The sequence below is a fragment of the Limnochorda pilosa genome (assembly GCF_001544015.1).
Lineage (GTDB): Bacteria > Bacillota > Limnochordia > Limnochordales > Limnochordaceae > Limnochorda > Limnochorda pilosa.
Genome location: NZ_AP014924.1, coordinates 3,056,668 through 3,074,326 on the forward strand (window position 1 = coordinate 3,056,668; position 17,659 = coordinate 3,074,326).

The window sequence follows — 17,659 nt, forward strand, 5'->3', positions numbered from 1 at the left end:
GCGGGCGTCACGCGCCGGGCCTGCCCAAAGCCAGGCTCGACTGCGGGCTTAGCTGGATGTACCACTGGCTTTCGCAGCGTGTCGCCCAGTTATTGACGTCCACGCCAGTAGTAGGCCGCCGTTTCTGATTGGCGATGGCGAGCATCCGCACTACATCGTTCTCCGCTGAATACATGACACTGTAAGGGAAGCGGCGGACGAGCTTCCGCCGGATGAGCCCGCGTATCCGGGGAGCCGCCTCTGGATGTTCGACAATCTCTGCGGTTGCACGTTCGACTTCGTCGAGAAATGCGAAACCTAGACCTGGACTCTTGCTCTCGTAATAGCGTGCCGCGTCGACTAGCTCTTGCTCCGCCTGTTCGTGAAACCTGACGCGACCCATGATCATAGCCGCGCCCGAGCATCGCGAAACACGTCGGCGCTTGGCCGCTCACCCGCAGTCCCTGCCACGAGCTCGTCATGTCTCCGTTGCGCTTCCTCTGCCCACAGCTGTTCGTTCTCCGCATCCGACAGTTCCTCCAGGCTGAGCAACAGCTTTGCAGCTAGCTTCGCACGTGCACCTGGATCAAGCTTGAGGGCCTCTGATTCCAGCTTCTCAACCGTCACAAGAAGCCACCCCCTTGCCTTCGATCTGTGTCGGCCTTGGAAGGTTGTTCTTCGAGCCGTACTCCACCTGACAGCCTAATCATACCGAGGCATGCGCGGACGCGCAAGGTAGCCTCCGCAGTGGTTCGTCAGGAGCCAGGCCGACTGTCTGCCCATCCCCACCGCTGCTTCCCTTACAGCCAAGCGGTCCGTCCCTGACGTCACCCGACCTTGGACCCAGCGACCGGCGTAGCTCGTGCTGGGCGTAATGGGCGTAATTCTGATGGCCGAGTCCACCGTGCGGCCCGCGCCAGCGTTGACCTGCAGCAGGCCACGTTCGATTTCGGTGCTGAGGATCCATTCGTGGTCGCCCGGTCGCGAAGTGCCCTGCGCCCAGGCATGTGCCCAGCCTATTCACGGATACGTGTACTCAGTCGTCGTGCCTGCTGAATCACACCCCCCGGGCCAAGAGGGGTAGACCGCCCGTGGGCTGTGGGGTCAAGGGCGGCGAAGCCGGCCGGAGGCGAACCCTTGGCGCCGCAGGCCACGGGCGGTACGATGGAAGGTCCGGGGGGTCTGGAGACAGAGAGAGGACTCCGGCGGGTGGGGATCCGGCGGGCAGGGTCGACTGCCATGAGGGCGGCAGCATCGTCTAGGGCGAGACGATCAGGTCGGCCGGTGCCACCCGGGTAACCCGAGGCAGTCGCTCGAACGCTCGGTCGGAGGAGGCGAGCCACGTGAGACCGTGGTCGGCCATCTCCAGGGCGAGGACGGAGGCGTTCGCAAGAAGCCCGTGGCGCTGGCGGAACTCCAGGCTCCGGGCGAGGTAGGACCTGGGGAGATCCACCACGGTGATCCCCATCTCCGGGATCCTGGCAGCCTGGAAATGGTACTCGCTCAGCTGCTTCACGTACTCGGGGTGCTCGGCGAGTTGCCGGGCCGGGTTGTTCCCCAGCAAGAGCCCCTTCGTCCTGGCCTCGATCATCATGAGCCGATGCATGACCTCGAGAACGACCACGTGACCGGTGTAGCCGCTGAGCGCCCGTGACTCACAACGCTCCAAGAAGTCCGTTGCCTGCCGGGACACCCCGGTGAAGTGGTAGATGAAGATGTCGGCGTCCACGTACACCGAGGCGCCCTCCGGAACATCAGTCAGCCTCACCGTAGAGATCCGCCTCCACGACCTCCATCACGAACTCCACAGGCACCCGGAGCACCCCGGCGGACTCCCTCACCACGGAACGGGCCCGCGTCCCCGCTTCCAGGTAGTTCCTGAGAGCCTGCTCAAGGAGGGCGTTGAAGGTCCGGCCCTCCAGGCGGGCACGTTCCTTGGCCCTGGCGTACAAGCCTGCTTCCAGCGTGGTGGCGACCTTCTTGCGCACGGCCATCACCTCTGGTGCCATGGTATGCAACGAGAGGACCGTGTGTCAAGCGATCCAGTCATGGATCCATACGCCAAGACGCCGTCCCGGACGCTGGCGCTCCCGTCCTTCTTTCGCCGAGCGTCGCGCCACCGTTGAGCGCGCTGCCCAGGTCAACGGAGAGGCTCCAGATTCCTTCCTCGCTCGCGCCCAGGCTGAAGGTCAGGTCCGGGCCGTCGCCGCCGACGTCGATCGCGTTAGCTGTTGTGCGCACGGCCTTGCGTGCCTGTGCGCTTCGCGGTAGCGTTGTGCTATAAGGTGCAGGAAACGTGCAGAATGAGGCGGTCCAAGTGGAGCGGGCCGCGGCCGTGCGGGTATCGACGAACGAGCAGGCTACCGAGGGCGTCTCGCCGGACGCCCAAGAGGATCGCCTGCGGGCCTACTGCCGCCTTCAGGGGCTGGAGCTGGCCGTCCTCGTTCGGGAGGGAGGCATTTCGACCTCGAAGCCCCTGCCGAGCGCCCGGGCGGGCCGGAGCTGCTGAACCTGGTGGCGGCCGGCAAGGTACAGCACGTGGCGGCCCTGAAAGCGGACCGCGAGGAGGTGGCGTGAAGATGGGCGGGGTGCGACTCTACACGCCCGAAGAGGTGGCCGAGCAGCTGAAGATCGGGCGAAGGACCGTGGCTGACATGCTGCGCCGCGGGGAGCTGCGGGGGCGGAAGATTGCCGGCAAGTGGCGGGTGCTGGAGGAGGACCTGGAGGCCTTCGTGCGCGGGGTGGACGACGAACCGCTCTCTCCCGAGGACCTGCAGGCCGTGCACCGGGGCCTCGAAGACGTGAAGGCCGGCCGGGTGAAGACCCTGGAGCAGTACGAGGCGGAGCGCGGTCTTGGCCCTGCGCTTTGAGCTCGCCCGCGCGGCCGAGAAGGCCCTGGACCGCATGGACAGGCAAACCGAGGAGCGTATCCGCCTGCGCCTGCGGGAGCTGGCCGACGACCCTTCCGACCCCAGGCTATCGAAGCGCCTGGAGGGAACCGAAGGTCTCCGCTCCAGTCGGGTGGGTGACTGGCGGGTTCTCTTCACCGTACGGGAGCCGGGAGCGGTGCTTTACGGGGTGGGCGTCAGGCCTCGCGGCCGAGCCTACCGGCGCTCGAACTGACCTTTGCGGGGCGGGACGGACACTGCCGGCGCCGGTGTAGATGTCAACCCCAAAGTGTCCCACCTTGATGGCGTAGAAGGGTACCACCCCACCAGCACGGATTCCAGGGGGGTGAGGGGGAGGTCCTGCGTAGCAGGACTGCCCCCTCACCAAGACTCAGCCGGCGGCCTCACTCTCCTTCACACGCATGCTCTCACGGAACCGATAGCTCTCCCCGTTGGTCACGAGGATGACGGCCCGGTGGGTCAGCCGGTCCAGCAGCGCCGTGGTCATCTGGGCGTCGCCGAAGACCTCGATCCAGCGGTCGAAGTCGAGGTTGGTGGTGATCAGGAGGCTTCCCCGCTCGTAGCGGAGCGAGAGGAACTGGAAGAGCAGTTCCGCCCCCTGCTTGCTGAAGGGGATGTAGCCCAGCTCGTCCACGATCACCAGCTCGTACTTGAGCCAGCGCTTCTCAAGCTTCGTGAGGGACAGCTCCGCCTGGGCCGCCAGAAGCTCGTTCACCAGGCCGGACGCCGTGTAGAAGCGGACCCGGTGCCCCTGCCGGCACGCCTCCCTCCCCAGGGCGATGGCCAGGTGGGTCTTCCCGGTGCCGCTGTTGCCCAGCAGGATCACGTTCTGGCGCTTGGCCAGGTACTCGCCCCGGGCCAGGCTCAGGATCTGGGGCTTCTTGAGGTTGGGGTTGGCCGTGAAGTCGAACTCCTCCAGGCCCTTGGTGTACGGGAAGCGAGCCTCCCGGACCCGCCGTCGCCCCTGATTGATCTGCCTCTGGGAGAGTTCCCCCTCCAGCAGCACCCGCAGCACCTCTAGGAACGGCCGGCCCTGGGCCTCGGCTTCCCGGAGGGTCTCGGGAAGCATTCGGGCGAAGGCGGGGAGGCGGAGCTCCTTGAGGTAGGCCTGGGCAGCGGCCATCTCCAGATCGCTCATACGCCCACCCCCGCCAGCTGCCTGTAGACCGAGGGATCAGAGGGCTGCACCCGGTGGGCTCGCAGCCCATCAGGGACCGAGACGAGTGATGGGGCGGGCTCATCCGTCATCCCGGGGAAGACGAGCTGCCGAATCGCCTCGTAGTGGGCACAGTGGCGCTGGAGCACGGTCTCCACCGCCTGGTCCACGGTCTCGGGCGATTCGTGGTCGCGCCTGAGGATCAGCACGTCGATGAACTCCTTCGCCTTCCGGCCCTGGCCCAGCATCGTCTTCAGGAGGAGCTCGTACCGCCCGGGGAGGTCGTTCTCACGCCACCCCCGGAAGTGCCGTAGGGCCCCGGGCTTGCGGCGCAGCACCTCCAGGTAGTGATCAAGTTTGAGAAACTGGCCGTTCCGCCCGTAAGAGCGGGGATGCTCGGCGATCACCCTCCCGTCGGCCACCACCGCGATCCGGTCCACGTACGCCTTGAGCTCCACCTTCCTCTGAGCGTACGGCCAGGGCACCGAGTAGGCGTTGGTCTCGAAGCGGACCCGGCTCGATGAGTCCACCCTGGCCGGCCGCCGAAAGGCACAGTCGTAAGGGTGCTCCGGAAGCGCCACGAGCTCCGCCCCCTCCTCCTGGTAGAGCTCACCCACCGTCCGGCTTTCCCCGGCACGCGTGCGCCTCCGGTTGGCCACGCAGGCCTCGAGGAGCGATGCGTTCAGGGCTTCGAGCCCTTCCGGCTCCGCCGAAAGGGCCTCGGGGATGGGGACCAGGAAGTTCCTCCGGGCGTAGCCCACCAGTTTCTCCACCAGCCCTTTCTCGTTGCCCTTCCGGGGGTTGCAGAAGCGCGCCCGGAAGACGTAGTAGGTCCGGAAGGCCAGGAACGCTTCGGTCTCCTCCCGCCCGCTCATCCCCACGAAGGCTTTGACGGCGGTGCGAAGGTTGTCGAAGAGCACCTCGGCCGGCACCCCGTCGAAGTGCTCGAAGGCCCGTCTCAGCCCGTCCAGGAAGGCCTCCATGCGGCTGTGAGGATAGAGCCGGACGAAGATGTCGGTGCTGTAGCTCAAGCGCGCGCAGAACATCCACACCTGGCATGCCTCGCCCTGGACCTTCACGGTGACCATGCCCCAGTCCACCTGCATCGACTCCGCCCGGGAGAAGGCAAGCGGCAGGTACACCTCCTGGGGGTCCATCAGCCGCTTCCGCTTGCGGACGTACTCCCGCACCGTGCTCTCGCCGCCCTTGTACTGATGCTCGTCGCGCAGCCTCTGGTAGATCCTCCGGGCCGTGTGCCGCTGCTTGGGATGCACCTGCCGGTCCCCTTCGAGCCAGCGATCGATCGTCTCCCGGTACGGCCCCAGCACCGGATACGTCGGCTCGATGGGCCCTTCCCGCTTCTCGTGAGGCGCCTGGAGGTACCGGCGGATCGTCTTGCGATGGTGCCCTGTCATACGGCTGATCTCCCGGATCGATCGGTGTTCCTGGAAGTAGAGGAATCGGATATACTCTTGTTGGACCATCCTGAGCACCCTCCATGGCTCCCTTCGTCGTCGAGGACTTCGGGAGCTTGGGTTGATCGGGGTGGTCCCCTTTTCCTCCATCACACCCACTCAGCGCGGGGCACTTTCAGGGTAGCATTCACAGCCGGTAAGCGACCCTATCGAGCGTTGGCCTGGAACCTACTTCTACCTACTACTGCAGTACCGGGAGTGGCAGGCGCGGCAAGATCGAGTAGGGTGACGCCGGGCTGGTAGGGGGTGTCGCAGGCATGCCGGGCGCACGCGAAGGCGGGAGGACCCACGGTGGCGCCCTCCCGCCCTCCGATCAGAGCGATCGCCCAGCAGCGTCCTTTAGAACGGGACGTAGAGCTCGGCGGTGAGGCTGTAGCCGTCGCTGCCGCCATCAAAGTACGCGGTGATCCCCTCGATCAGCTCACGGCTCAGCTCGAATGCGTACGTGCTGGCGTTCACGTCGTACTCCACCCACGCGCTGATTCCGGTGGCCGCCTCCAGGGCGCTGATGTTCGCCCCGGCTACGAGGAAGTCGGTGTCGTCTGGGTTCTTGCCCCATTCAGTGTAGACGTCGCCGATGTCGCCGAGCCCCAACGATCCGGAAAGGCCATACCCGAATCCGTTAGCGGCGAAATCGCTCGCCACCTTCCCGGCAAGATCCAGGTTGAGGCCACCCATCTCGGAGCTGTAGGTGAGGCGCGCCCCGACCTTCTCGTTCGAAGCGATCTGCTGGGCGTCACCCGGCTTGGTCACCTGGTAATACGCGTCGAACCCAGCTGCACCTGGCGCATAGCTGAACGACAGGCCGTCGATCGTGACGTCCTCGAATCCGTCGAAGCTGTTCAGGCGGGTCCAGCCGATGTACTGCCGACCCAGCTTGAGGGAGAGCCCTTCCGCCCCCAGGTTCTTCAGCGTCGCGTTGGCCTGGGTAACGGAGAACGCACCGGTCACGTCTTCGGTCAGGTTACCAGCGTCGTCCGTCTTGACCTTGACCGGCTGACCCGCGGTCCCCTGGATCCGGCCGTAGTAGCTCAGGTTGTCGCTCACGTCGCCGGAGAAGTTGACGCGGAGCGTGGTCCGCCCGAAGGTGTACGGAAGGCTCTCGTCCACGTCTGGGGTTGCTGGATCGTCCTCAAGCCCGAACTCATACGTGATGTCCTGGACCACGAATCCGCTGACCTTCGGCTGTGCGGAGGCCACCTGGACGCTGGCTGCGATGAGGGCGAAGAGCAATACGCCCACTGCAAGCTTCTTCAATGCTCTGTCCTCCCTTGTCCTCATGGTTATGATGATCGGGCCCAACTCGGTCACGAGCGGCACCGATGATTGTGACGAGCACGCTTGGCCCGCGCGTTCCCGCATGCGCTCACGGAGGGCCTCAGAGGCATGCAAGTGGCCAAGTTTCCTTGCACGGTCGATCCCCCCCGGAAACGTGCACGGGCTGCCTGCCCGCGGATGCCCGCCGGCATGTCCAGCGAGACACCTCCTCTTCGCCTTGCCGGGCTATCCGCACGTCAGGCCGTGTCCACGCCCGTCCGTGTGCGTCATTCTATGCCTTTCCTCTTTCTCCTTCTTTTTCCTGCCCCGAGGTTCGTGATTACTGAGGCTTTGGCACACCAGGACCGTGCGGAAGCGTTCGAGGCCGGTGGGGAGGCGGAGCATCGTGAGGGGACGGTGGCATTCCGCAAGGCCGCGACGGTTCGGAAGGCACCAGGAGGCCCCGTCTGTCAACGAGGCGAGAGGGGGCTCGCCAGGGCATGGCAGAGTACCCGGAGGGGTTGCCGGATGGAAACGTGGATGGATCGCCACATGGTACGCCTGATCTCTGAATCCCCCTCCGGGCATCCCCAGGATAGCAGGACGGGGTGGTACGCGCAAGCCGCCCGAAGCCGGGCGTCCGAAGCTCTCCCCGGAGCGGCCGGGCGGGCCCGAGGGTCACACGGACGGCGCCGCGGTCCGAGAGGGCCGAGCTCTGGGCCAGCTCTGTCTCCCTGGACCCACCGGCGCAGGACCTCCGTCTTGCCCAGACGCCGCCTTCCGTACCGGATGAAGAGCACCGGGCCCGGTTGATGGTTGAGCCGCTCCAGCGAGCCCAGCTCGGCCTCGCGGTCGACGCAGATGGGGATCGCCAGGGCGTAGCTTGATGAGTCCAGTCTCGATGACGCAACCCTGCCGGCCTGCCCCGAGCACCGGCTGTACGAGCCTCAGCTCAACCGCACCGCCGTGCCCGAGGCGGAGACCATGAGCATGCTGCCGTTGGAACCGACCACCTCGTAGTCCAGGTCGACGCCCACCACCGCGTTCCCGCCCAGGTGCCGGCACTTCTCCTCCATCTCGCGGAGGGCGATGATCCGGGCGCGCTCCAGCTCCTCCTCGTAGGCGGCGCTCCGCCCGCCCACGATGTCCCGCAGCCCTGCGAAGAGGTCCCGGAAGACGTTGGCTCCCAGGATCGCCTCGCCCGTCACCACGCCCAGGTACTCCTGGATGGGGTGCCCCTCCACGGTGGGGGTGGTGGTGATGAGGACGTCCCCCATGGCCTCGTGCTCCTCTCTCGGATCAGATCCTTCCCCAGCCTCGCGCGCCGTCGCTTCACGGGCAACGCCCTCCGTCCGGACTCCGCTCAGAAGATGTCCAGGTCCGGGACCTCCACCCCCAGCATGGCCAGCCGGGTGCAGACCTGGCCCTTGTGGTGGAACTCATGGGTCACCACGTGCCAGGCGATCTCTTGGCCGGTGAGGCGCTCTGCCTGGTTCCAGGGCAGCGGGTGGCGGCGGGCCAGTTCCTCCTCGCCCAGGCCACGCAGGTAGGCGACGGTTCGTTCCCGCACCGGCCGCCAGACCTCCTCCAGGGTAGCGGGCGATGGGAAGGCGGCCGGGTCTCGCTCTGTCCTCGGCTGCCCCCGCAGGACGTACTCCACCCAGAACTCCTCTGCCCCCAACATGTGCACCAGGATGGCCCGGATGCTTTTCACCGACGGATACGGCTGCCAGGTGAAGCCCCCTTCCGGGAGCTTCCGAGCCAGGTCCAAGAGCTGAAAGGGGCGCTCGCTCAGCGCCTTGAAGACGATCTCCGGAAAGGCGTCCATGATCTCATCCCTCCCTTGGCGTGATGGGGCCAAGACTCGGACTGCTTCCAACCAGCTCCTTCGCCGGGACGGGCCGGTTCCCTCGCATGTGGAGTTGAACCGGGCGCTTTCGCAGGCATCAGGCGAAGATGGGGGCTACAGCCAGTCGGAAACCCTCAAGGAGCGGGCTCTCCATCTCCATGCCCGCCTGCCACACGCCGTGGGTCACGAGCTCGCGCCCGCTGTGCACGCAGACCTCGATGCTTCGCGCCTCCGGGTCGACGATCCAGTACTCCCGCACGCCGTAGCGGCCGTAGAGGCGCCGCTTGGTGACCTGGTCGCGCATGGTGCTGGAGGGGGAGAGGATCTCGATCACCAGGTCGGGCGCGGCGGAAATGCTCTCCGCGCCCACGATTCCGGCCCTTTCCCGGGCAATGAAGAGAACGTCGGGCTGGACGACCGTGGTGTGCGAGAGCACCACGTCGATCGGGGCATTGAAGACTTCGCCCAAGCCGTGCTTCTCGACGTGGTCGTTGAGGGCCGCCTGGATGCGGCGCGAGACACGCTGATGGAGCGGGCTGGGTGCCGGCGTCAACTGCAGGTCCCCCTCCAGGAGCTCGTACCGTTCCCCTTCGGGCATCCGCCGGTAGTCGTCATAGGTAAGGGCCACGTCGTAGACCTTGTCGTCGATCATGGAACCCACTCCCCACTCTACCACTCATGGACCGAGGATCCATCCCCAGAATAGCAAGACAGGTCGCCGGACACAAGGCACGTTTCCCCGGCCGCGACCGTCCCGCCCGGCAGGGATCCGCCCGGCCCCTGCGAAAGGCTACCCTCCAGAGGTGGGGACCCGTGGCCAGCAAGCCACCCAACCGCACGATCCGCTGCCGCGACGTGCACGGCGGCGAGCGGGAGTTTCCGGCGGGCGACCTCCGCTTCCGCCCCGCCGCATACGGCATCGCCCTGGACGGGCAGGGCCGGGTGCTCTTGGGGCGCTCGGCCTTCCACGGTCGGTGGGAGCTGCCCGGCGGGGCCGTGGAGCCCTGGGAAACCCTGGAGGAGGGCCTCGCCAGGGAGTTCGCCGAGGAGACGGGCCTCCACGCCGCGGTGGAGGAGCGCATCGGCTTCGACGACGGTTTCATCGCCTTCTTCCGGTACCCCTTCCACTCGCTGCGGTTCTTCTACCGCGTCGCGGTGGACCCTTTGGCTCCGATGGCGCCCCAGGCCGGCGAGATCACCGCCCTCCAGTGGCGCCCCGTGGCCGAGCTCGGGGAGGACGAGGTGGCCTACGGCCACCTGCCCTTCATCCGGTGCGTCGCCGACGGGCAAGTGGGTTCCGGCCTCTGATCCGTGTCAAGTCCAGGAGCCGAGCCACGCAGCCACGCGGGAGGGCGGGTGGGACGATCGTCGGGGTCGCAGAAAACGCCCAGCCCCCCGCCGGGTGGCGAGGGGCTGGGCCTTCGGTGCGGCCAGGTGGCCGCGGTGCGGGGTTGCTTGCCGCGCTTCAGGCGAGTTCCAGGATTCGGGACCTCGTGAGAGGCGCCGGATCAGGCCTTAGAACTCGACCGTGGCGCCGGCGGAGACCGACGGGCCATCCACCGAGTGGTAGCCAGCGCCGAGCTCCATGCCGTTGGGAGCGGCATAGGTCGCGCTCAGGCTGTAGGTGCTCTCGGCGTCCCGCTGGGCCGTGACCTCAGCGTTGACGGTCACGGGGGCCAGGCCGGCCTCGATCTCGTGCGTCATCTTCTCGTTTCCGATCTCGAACGTGCCGGTGTACTTGGTGTCGATCCCCCGCCCGTTCAGGGCGAAGGCACGGGCCAGTTCCAGCTTGGCGCTGTCGGTGGGCTGGTCGTAGCTCGCCGCCACCTGGGTGCCGTACTGGACGGTCCCGATGCCCACCTCGACGCCCTGCTGCAGGGCGACGGGGTCACCGGCCGCGTTCTTGGTCCAGCTGGCCTGCTTCTCGTCCTCGAGGGTCTCCACGTCGGCGTAGCGGGGCAGGAAGGCTTCGTCGCCGCCGCGGTAGCCGAGGTGGAGGTTGAGGTTGGGCATCACCGGGGCCTCGGCGTTGATGTCGAAGGCCTGGTTCTGCGCCCGGTCGATGGCCAGGGAGCCGCTGACCATGGCCGGCCCGACCTGGGTGGCCGCGCTGGCGGCCAGCTCGGTATCCTCGCCCTCACGGACGACGGAGGTGCTCAGGCCGACGTTGGCCATGTTGCCCACCACGGAGAGACCGTAGGGCCGGAAGGCCTCGGCCTCGGCGGGCCAGCCGTAGAACGCGTTCGCCGTGACCGGGCCGATGCCCAGGTTCTCCACCTTCACGCCGCGCCGCTCGAGGTTGGCCACCCACGGCGAGTGCTCCACGGTGACATCGCCGATGGTGGTGGTCATCTCGGGGCCACCGTTCCAGAAGGCGCCCTGCGCCTCCAGGTAGACCTTGTCGAGCTGGAGGGTACCAGGGTCGGCCGTCTCAGGGTCGCCGGCGACGCCGTAGCCCGGCGCGTTGATGTCCGCGACGGTCTCGTCGTCCGGGTTGAGGTTGTTCCACGTCCACGGGGCGAACTCGATCACGGCACGGATCGGGTCGCCGCCTTCCGCGGAGAGGGCCGCCTCGAGGTCGAGGCCGGTGTAGCCGTTCAGGTGCATCTGGTCGTCAGCGCCGCGCTCGAGCTTGAACTGCTGGTCCACCTTCCCGCCGATGCTGAGGGCGGGGGCGGCGGAAGCCGGCAGCGCCAGAGCGAGGACCATGACTGCGCTGAGTACGACGGTCAGCTTCTTCATCCGTTGTTCCCCCTTGGCTGCGTGGGTTGCAGGGTTGGGTCTGTGGTGCGATGCCTGCTGCGTGGCTGCCATGTCTGCTGCGTCGGCTGCTGCGTCGGGGGAGCTCCGGCCCTGAGTATCCTTGTTTCCTCACGGCCTGCTGCTCCCGGGCTGCGTCCGTTGCTGCGATGTCGGTCCATGCCCGGTGGTCTCCGCTGGGGTCCACGCGGGGTACCTCCCTTCCGCCCCGAACGGAACTCCTTCCGGACAAGCTTTGAAAGCTGTCAAAGATCCTGCGATCCTCGAGCGGTGCGGCTGCGGCCGACGCTCTGGCGCTGTCGTGGTAGCTGTTCTACGGGGTGGAGGTCGATCCTGCCGATGAGAGGCGGGCAAGTTCTTCCACAGTCGATGTACGTTACCTACAGACCTCTTTCACGTACTCACGTCGTGTATCATCCGTTTACTTCCTGTTTCGCCAGGATATGGTACGTCTGCACGATCCGGATCCGACCCACCCACGCTCCGAACGCTGCTACGACCCCGAGCCCGACGCAGCGCTCACCAGCAGCTCGTCGAGGACGAACAGGTCCGTGAGGAGCGCTCGCACGTGGGTGAGGGCATTCACGCTGTCGACCATCTTCGAGCTGATGACCGGCAGGGCCAGAACCAGCCGGACCACCGCCTGGGTCGTGCGCGCGTCGCGGGCCGTGGCGTCGACGAGATCCCCCGCCGGTTCCGTGGGTCCCAGAGCGCCCGCCTGGGCCAGGAACGCCAGAAGATCCGGAAGACCCTCCAGGGCCGCCTCGACCCGGCGCAGATGGTGCACGACCTCCCCGCCGCGTCCTGACTGCCCGCTGGCGGGCAACCCCAGGCCCGCGTAGGCGAGCATGAACTCGTACGCGGCTTCCACGGCGTCGATCCTTTCCCGCAGCGCCCTTGCCTCCACCTCCACCTGCACGCTCACACCTCCTCGCTTCTGGACCGCTGCCGGCCGGCCGAGCGCCTGCGGGCAGCCGTTTCACCGGCAGGGACCGGCCATCGGGCGGGGTCGTGGTGCCCCAGGTACTCTGAACGGGTGATCCACCCCCGGATCATCGAGCGCGTGATCCAAAGGTTCTCGGGCCGGATGGCGAAGTAGACGTGCCCCACGATGAGCCCCACGAAGGCCACCGCCGCCAGACCATGGAGGACGTAGACCGCCGCCTTCGCCGCACCTTCGAGGAAGTAGGGGTCCCGCGGCCAGAGGGGCGTCTCCACCCGGCGGGTCATCAGCAGACCCGTGGCGATCACCACCAGGCCTGCGACGGTGACCATCAGGTGGAAGGCCTTGTTGGCCACCGGGTACTTGCCAGGCTTCGCGGGCGCCTCTCCGGGCCTCCCCACCAGGCGCCGGAGGGAGAGCCGCGCGAGCTCCAGATCGCGCCGGTCGAACCAGATGGAGCGGACATCTTGCCAGACCAGCGCGTGCACGACGTGGAAGAGGACGCTGGCGAGCAGCACCAGGCCAGCGATCCAGTGCGGCACCACCCAGGCGAACTTCACGCCCGTTACGGGCAGGAACGCTGTGGCGACCAGCGCGAGCATGGAGGCCGCCATGGTCCAGTGGAAGAGGCGGGCCGGGAGCGGGTGGCGTACCACCCGCTCCGGCGATGCCTTCTCCCGTCGCGTCGACCCCGCCGCTTGGGTCTTCCCCCGTGCGGGCCTCCTCCACGCGTAGAGCGCGTGGCCGGCCACAAAGAGAAGGGCCACGGCGAGGAAGAGCCAGAGGAGGTCCCACGAGATGCCGAGGATGCCCTGCTGGCCCCACGGCGATGTTTCCCACCGGAAGAGCTCCATCTCAGACCGCGACCCCCCGGATCGCGCGCCGCACCAGGTTGCGGAGGAGAGTGACCTTGTAGTCGGAGTAGTGCACGGGGCGCGCTCCCCAGATGGCCGTCTCCCCGGCGATCGTCGCCGTCTCCTCGTCCGGCGGGCTGCCCGTGACGGCCTCTTCCACAGCGGTGAGCCGCAGGGGCGTGGGGGCCACCCCGTTCACCGCCAGGCGGATGCCCTCGATGATACCGCCCGAGAGCCGCGCCACGGCAGCCACGTTCACCGCGCCGAAGTCCCAGGACTGGCGGTGGCGCGCCTTCTCGAAGTAGGATCGCGTCCCCGACCAGGCACCGGGGACCTGGACGCGGGTGATCACCATCCCCGGCTCCAGGACGTTCATGCGGGTGATGTCGGTTCCGGGGCCGATGTAGAAGCGCTCGATGGGCACCACGTCTTCGCCGCCGGGACCCCGGATCACCACCCGGGCGTCCAGGGCGATGAGCGCCGGGGCGACGTCCGACGAGTTGACGGTGATGCACCGGTCGGCGCCGAGGAGGCAATGGTCGTGGTTCATGGCGGTCGGGGTGTCCGCGTAGCAGGTGTTGCCCCCCGCCCGGTAGCAGTCGAAGCCCCCCCGATAGTACCAGCAGCGGGAGTCCTGGGCGATGTTGCCGCCCAGGGTCCCCTGGTTGCGGATCTGGGGCGAAGCCACCTGGCCGGCCGCGCTCGCCAGCACCCCGTAGCGGTCGACCACCTCCGGATGCTCAGCCAGCTCGGAGAGCGTGGTCATGGCACCGATCTCCAGCCCGTCGGGGCCGCTCCGGATCCCTCTCAGCTCCTCGATGCCCTCCAGCGAGACCATCGCCCTGGGGTACGGGGCCTTGGGCCACTCGACCCGGTTCTTGAGCCACTCCAGGCTGTCCAGGCCTCCGGCCAGCACCCACGACTCCTTGTCGTACCGTCGCAGCACCCCGATCGCCTCGTCCACGCTGGACGGTTGGAAGAGCTCGAACGCAGGCATCATGTCACGGATCACGGGTCACACCTCCTCACCTTTCCTCTTGGGTCACGCGACCACGTTGACCTCGAGCGGCCCGAAGGGTTGGGCCTTCCTCTCGACGGCCCGGAGGATCATGTCCGGGGTGATCGGCGTCCGGTTGAAGGGGACGCCCAGCGCGTCCTCCACGGCGCTCACGATCGCCGCCGCGGCGGCCCCCATGGGCGGCTCGCCCACGCCCTTGGCTCCCACCGGGTTCTGGGGGTCCGGCTGGTCCACCGCCCCGACCTTGATCTCCGGCGGAACGTCCAGGAACGTGGGCGGCTTGCTCAGGTACAGGCTCGCGTTGAGCGGTATGCCGTACTGGCGGTCGATGAGGTGGCTCTCGCTCAGCGCGTAGCCGAAACCCTGGATGGCGCCGCCCCGAAGCTGGTTCCAGAGGCCGGTCGGGTGGAGCACGGTGCCGCAATCGGCCACCACCGCGGCGTCGACGATGGCCACGTGCCCGGTCTCGGTGTCCACCTCCACCTGGGCGAAGGCGCTGGCAAAGGCCGGCACCAGGCCGTTGCGGGGAAGCACGTCCTTGGCCACGCCGAGCAGCCCCTGCCCGGCGAGCGCCTGCGCCGAGCGGAGCGTGAGCGGGTTCAGGTCGGCGGGGAGCTCCTCGCCGCTGTACCTGCCGCCGAGCTCGATCGCCCGCGCCGCGGCCTGGGCGAGGGTGAGGGAACGGGCGGGATCGGCTTTCTGGAAGACCCGGCCGTCGGCCACGTCGTAGTCCGCCGGAGAGCCGCCCAGATCCTTTGCGGCGATCTCCTGCAGCTTCTGCTTCGCGTCCATGGCGGCCACGTAGTTCGTGCGGGTCATGGTGAAGGAGCTGTTGCTCCCGGCCTGGTAGGCGTTCCAGGGAAGGTTCCGCCGGGTGTCGCCCCAGTGGACTTCCACCTGATCCCAGGGCACCCCAAGGACCTCGGCGGCCACCCGGGCGGTCGCAGCGTAGGAGAGCGTCCCCAGGTTGCCCATGCCGTTGTGGATGGAGAGCTTCCCGTCGGGCTTGATCAGCACCAGACCATCGAAGCCGCTGGCTCCGGCGGAGTGGAAGGCGGTGCCGACCCCGACGCCCGTCACCCGAGGGCCGTCCCGCCGGCCGCTCAGGCTCTTCTTCTCACCCCAGCCGAAGAGCTGGGCACCTTTGTCCAGCGCCTCGGGCAGGTAGGAGCTGGTGATGGCCAGGCGGTCGTGTCCGATCTTCCCGTCGTGGCGCGGTGCGTTGACGCGCCGGATCTCCACCCGGTCGAGGTCGAGCTGGCGCGCCGCCCGGTCCAGGATCGGCTCGAAGATCAGGGGGACCTGGTTGGTGCCGGGGCCGCGGAAGGCCGTCTTGGGCGGGGTGTTGGTGAAGACGCTGATCCCACGGGCCCGCATGGCCGGGGGCTGGTAGACGAGCGAGGCCGCGTCGAAGCCTGAGGCGTAGTCGGAGTAGCCGTACGCGCCCCCGTCGTTGACCACGAAGAGGTCGACGGCCGTGACGCGCCCGTCCTTCCGGAAACCCACCCGCGCCCGCGCCTGGTAGCCCGGACGGCTTCCGCCGAAGTAGAACTCCTCGGCCCGGCTCACCCGCAGCATCACGGGGCGGCCGGTCTTCTTCGCCAGCAGCGCGGGGATCGCGAGCTGGACGTAGCTGATGGCCTTGCTCCCGAAGCCGCCTCCGGTGTTGACGGAGATCAGCACCAGGTCCGAGGGGTCGATGCCGATGACCCCGGCGACCGCCGGAACGCTGAACATGAGGCTCTGCAGCGAGGCGTGCAGGTAGAGCTTCCCGTTCATCCAGTAGGCCAGTGCCGTGCGGGTCTCCTGGCAGTGGTGAGCATGGTTCGGGAGGACGAAGGTCTCGTCGACGACCAGGTCGGCCGCTGCGAGCCCGCCCTCCACGTCCCCGTAGGACCACTCCTCGGTGGCCTGGCCCATGGGCAGGCGATTGGGGCCGGCGCCCGCGAAGTCCCTGGCGCTCCACTTGATCGTCGTCACGCCGGTGACCGTCACCGTCTCGGCGGTGCCCCGCACCTGCTCCTGGATCCGCGCCGGAGCGTTGCCGTCCGAGCGGGCGTTGGGCGCGCCCGGCCTCAGGCTTTCCAGAGGGTCGAGCACGAAGGGCAGCGGCTGCAGGTCGACCCGAAGCCGCGCCACGGCGTCGGCCGCCGTCTGTTCGTCCACGGCCGCCACCGCTGCGATGGGTTCGCCCACGAAGAGCGGCTCGCTGGCCAGCGCCGGTTGGCCGGGGGGGCGCACCTGGGGGACCTCGTCGGGCGTGAGGACGGCCTGCACCCCAGGCATGGCGAGCGCCGGGCCCGGGTCGATCCGACGGACCCGCCCGTGGGGCATCGGGCTCAGGAAGAGCTTCGCGAAGAGCATCCCGTCCACCCGGTAGTCCTCCGCGAACCGTGCTTGCCCCGTCACCTTGGCGATGGCGTCCGGTGTCTGGAAGTCCTTTCCGATGAGCCTGTACCCTTGTGCCACCTCAGCTCACCTCCGCCGCTCGCATGACCGCGTTCACGTAGTGGGGGTAGGTGCCGCACCGGCAGAGGTTGCCGGAGAGGGCCTCCGCCACCTGCTCCCGGGTGGGGTGTGGGTTCTTGGCGAGCACGCCCACGGCCGTCATCACCATGCCCGGCGTGCAGAAGCCGCACTGGAAGCCCAGCTCGTCGACGAAGGCCTGCTGCACGGGGTGCAGGCGGCCGCCTGGCCCCGCCAGGCCCTCGATGGTGGTGATCTCCTTGCCCCGCACGGTGTGGGTGAGGGTGGAGCACGAGTAGCGCGGGACGCCGTCGATCAGGACCGTGCAGTTGCCGCACTCGGCGCGGTCGCACCCCAGCTTGGTCCCGGTGAGCCCCAGACGGTACCGGAGTGTGATCGCAAGCGTCTCCTGGTGGGGAACCTCCACCCGCCGCGTGGCGCCGTTCACTTGGAGGGTGATGAGCCGCTCCGTCGCCTGCTGCGCCGCGACGGGCGCCTGGGCCGCGGCGCTCGTTCGGAACAGATACGCCGAGGACGACGCCGCGACGCCGGATGCAACCACCCCCTTGAGAAAGGTGCGGCGGGAGATGCCGCTCCCGGACGCACGCACCTGGTCGCCGCTCTCCATGGGAAGCCTCCTTTCCGGTAACCACCGGCCTCTCTCCCGTCTGACGCGGGCCGAGTCGTGGGATCGCCGGGCCGGCGGCAGCCACTGAGACTGGCTCCCCTATATTTACACGCCATCATCCCACTCCTTCCGTATTCTGTGGTGTATGTGATTCACTTCTCTCTTTTCCGTGTTTTCATGGTGTTCGGTCGCCGAAAGCCGGCCGCCGTATGCCGGGCGGCAACCAGGACGCGCCAGGCGCCGGGTGGCCTGCAGAAGACCGCCCGGCGCCTGCGCAAGCGCTCGGCTAAACCGTCACACGGCTTGTGGGGTTCCCCTGGGCGCCGTCACCCCGATGGCGAACCCCACGGACCCGTGACGGGAGG

General features: G+C 67.9%; 20 protein-coding genes. 4 read left to right on the plus strand and 16 right to left on the minus strand.

All coding sequences use genetic code 11. The features are described from left to right. Positions 1-7: 7 nt before the first annotated feature. The 4 genes from LIP_RS20630 to LIP_RS13575 form a co-directional block, all read right to left on the minus strand. Positions 8-388 carry a type II toxin-antitoxin system RelE/ParE family toxin gene (locus LIP_RS20630; RefSeq protein WP_407936386.1) on the minus strand — a complete coding sequence of 127 codons (381 nt, stop codon included), beginning with the start codon at positions 386-388 and terminating at the stop codon, positions 8-10. Further along, positions 385-606, minus strand: a complete 222-nt coding sequence (locus LIP_RS18045) for an addiction module protein (RefSeq protein ID WP_082726345.1) — start codon at positions 604-606, stop codon at positions 385-387. Before LIP_RS18045 ends, LIP_RS20630 begins: the two co-directional genes overlap by 4 nt. A 631-nt stretch (positions 607-1,237) precedes the next feature. Then, on the minus strand, positions 1,238-1,747 hold the full coding sequence (locus LIP_RS13570) for a type II toxin-antitoxin system VapC family toxin (protein WP_158509691.1): 510 nt from the start codon (positions 1,745-1,747) through the stop codon (positions 1,238-1,240). Beyond that, positions 1,734-1,967, minus strand: a complete 234-nt coding sequence (locus LIP_RS13575) for a hypothetical protein (RefSeq protein WP_144440504.1) — start codon at positions 1,965-1,967, stop codon at positions 1,734-1,736. Before LIP_RS13575 ends, LIP_RS13570 begins: the two co-directional genes overlap by 14 nt. A 308-nt stretch (positions 1,968-2,275) precedes the next feature. Between LIP_RS13575 and LIP_RS18640 the strand changes: the two genes are divergently transcribed. From LIP_RS18640 to LIP_RS13590, 3 genes are all read left to right on the plus strand, one after another. Further along, positions 2,276-2,488: a hypothetical protein gene (locus tag LIP_RS18640; protein WP_158509692.1), complete on the plus strand. Its 213-nt coding sequence runs from the start codon at positions 2,276-2,278 to the stop codon at positions 2,486-2,488. A 70-nt stretch (positions 2,489-2,558) separates the two neighbouring features. Then, entirely contained in the window at positions 2,559-2,849 is a 291-nt protein-coding gene (locus tag LIP_RS18645) for a helix-turn-helix domain-containing protein (RefSeq protein ID WP_144440505.1), read from the plus strand. Beyond that, positions 2,833-3,102, plus strand: coding sequence for a type II toxin-antitoxin system RelE family toxin (locus LIP_RS13590; protein ID WP_198409555.1), 270 nt, complete (start codon positions 2,833-2,835; stop codon positions 3,100-3,102). Before LIP_RS18645 ends, LIP_RS13590 begins: the two co-directional genes overlap by 17 nt. Positions 3,103-3,258: 156 nt before the next feature. Here LIP_RS13590 and istB read toward each other — a convergent pair whose 3' ends face one another. The 6 genes from istB to LIP_RS13620 all read right to left on the minus strand — a co-directional run bounded on the left by istB (position 3,259) and on the right by LIP_RS13620 (position 9,277). Next, a complete protein-coding gene (istB, locus tag LIP_RS13595; RefSeq protein WP_082726348.1) occupies positions 3,259-4,026 on the minus strand; it encodes an IS21-like element helper ATPase IstB in 768 nt (255 codons plus the stop codon). Next, positions 4,023-5,528 (minus strand): IS21 family transposase, encoded by a 1,506-nt coding sequence (gene istA, locus LIP_RS13600; protein WP_068139502.1) that lies wholly within the window; start codon positions 5,526-5,528, stop codon positions 4,023-4,025. The genes istB and istA overlap by 4 nt, the downstream gene beginning before the upstream one ends. 330 nt (positions 5,529-5,858) lie before the next feature. Beyond that, on the minus strand, positions 5,859-6,776 hold the full coding sequence (locus LIP_RS13605; protein ID WP_144440507.1) for a hypothetical protein: 918 nt from the start codon (positions 6,774-6,776) through the stop codon (positions 5,859-5,861). 947 nt (positions 6,777-7,723) lie between these two features. Further along, positions 7,724-8,053, minus strand: coding sequence for a heavy metal-binding domain-containing protein (locus LIP_RS13610; RefSeq protein ID WP_068139509.1), 330 nt, complete (start codon positions 8,051-8,053; stop codon positions 7,724-7,726). A gap of 86 nt (positions 8,054-8,139) precedes the next feature. Next, on the minus strand, positions 8,140-8,604 hold the full coding sequence (locus LIP_RS13615) for a DinB family protein (RefSeq protein ID WP_068139513.1): 465 nt from the start codon (positions 8,602-8,604) through the stop codon (positions 8,140-8,142). Positions 8,605-8,722: 118 nt separating this feature from the next. Beyond that, positions 8,723-9,277 (minus strand): Uma2 family endonuclease, encoded by a 555-nt coding sequence (locus tag LIP_RS13620; protein WP_144440508.1) that lies wholly within the window; start codon positions 9,275-9,277, stop codon positions 8,723-8,725. 161 nt (positions 9,278-9,438) lie between these two features. On the opposite strand from LIP_RS13620, the gene LIP_RS13625 reads away from it, so the two are divergent. Continuing rightward, entirely contained in the window at positions 9,439-9,933 is a 495-nt protein-coding gene (locus tag LIP_RS13625) for an NUDIX hydrolase (RefSeq protein ID WP_068139520.1), read from the plus strand. A 207-nt stretch (positions 9,934-10,140) separates the two neighbouring features. Here the strand turns inward: LIP_RS13625 and LIP_RS13630 are convergent, their stop codons facing one another. From LIP_RS13630 to LIP_RS13655, 6 genes are all read right to left on the minus strand, one after another. Beyond that, the gene (locus LIP_RS13630) at positions 10,141-11,367 is read right to left on the minus strand and encodes a hypothetical protein (protein WP_068139522.1); all 1,227 of its coding nucleotides are present in this window, start codon (positions 11,365-11,367) and stop codon (positions 10,141-10,143) included. Between the two features lie 511 nt (positions 11,368-11,878). Beyond that, the gene (locus LIP_RS13635) at positions 11,879-12,304 is read right to left on the minus strand and encodes a hypothetical protein (RefSeq protein ID WP_068139524.1); all 426 of its coding nucleotides are present in this window, start codon (positions 12,302-12,304) and stop codon (positions 11,879-11,881) included. A gap of 2 nt (positions 12,305-12,306) precedes the next feature. Next, positions 12,307-13,182 (minus strand): cytochrome b/b6 domain-containing protein, encoded by an 876-nt coding sequence (locus LIP_RS13640; protein ID WP_068139527.1) that lies wholly within the window; start codon positions 13,180-13,182, stop codon positions 12,307-12,309. 1 nt (position 13,183) lies between these two features. Then, positions 13,184-14,194 carry an FAD binding domain-containing protein gene (locus tag LIP_RS13645; protein ID WP_198409556.1) on the minus strand — a complete coding sequence of 337 codons (1,011 nt, stop codon included), beginning with the start codon at positions 14,192-14,194 and terminating at the stop codon, positions 13,184-13,186. 30 nt (positions 14,195-14,224) lie between these two features. Then, positions 14,225-16,669, minus strand: coding sequence for a xanthine dehydrogenase family protein molybdopterin-binding subunit (locus LIP_RS13650; RefSeq protein ID WP_068139529.1), 2,445 nt, complete (start codon positions 16,667-16,669; stop codon positions 14,225-14,227). A 1-nt stretch (position 16,670) separates the two neighbouring features. Further along, the gene (locus tag LIP_RS13655; protein ID WP_068139532.1) at positions 16,671-17,294 is read right to left on the minus strand and encodes a (2Fe-2S)-binding protein; all 624 of its coding nucleotides are present in this window, start codon (positions 17,292-17,294) and stop codon (positions 16,671-16,673) included. Positions 17,295-17,659 lie beyond the last annotated feature (365 nt).